This is a genomic window from Brevibacterium sp. SIMBA_078, from assembly GCF_046534565.1.
GTDB lineage: Bacteria > Actinomycetota > Actinomycetes > Actinomycetales > Brevibacteriaceae > Brevibacterium.
In genome coordinates this window covers 1-326 of sequence record NZ_JAWRYQ010000096.1, presented here as the reverse complement: position 1 = coordinate 326, position 326 = coordinate 1, and the positions used below count along the sequence as shown (strand labels likewise).

The window sequence follows — 326 nt, the reverse complement described above, 5'->3', positions numbered from 1 at the left end:
CGTTATGCTAAAAGCGCTGACGATTTTATGGTTGTTGTCGCTAATTTTACCCCTACTGCTTATCAACATTTTACCTTAGGCGTGCCTGCTAAAGGCAGTTATAAGGTGATATTAAATACTGATGAGTCATGTTTTTTTGGCTCTGGCATTAATATCACTGATGAGCCAAGCCAACTTATTCATTCAATTAATCAACCAAGCCATGGCTTTGATCACAGTATCACATTACAGATGGGTGGCTTAACCACTGTTTACTTACAAAAGGTGAATGATGAGTAATTGCTTTGAGGTTACCCATGGTGCATCTCTTCCATTGGGATCGACTG

General features: G+C 39.6%; 1 protein-coding gene. It reads left to right on the top strand.

From position 1 onward, the window contains the following. The coding region (locus tag SB749_RS19015) for an alpha amylase C-terminal domain-containing protein (RefSeq protein ID WP_410711674.1) at window positions 1-279 on the top strand (279 nt) is incomplete at its 5' end. Between the last annotated feature and the right edge of the window lie 47 nt (window positions 280-326).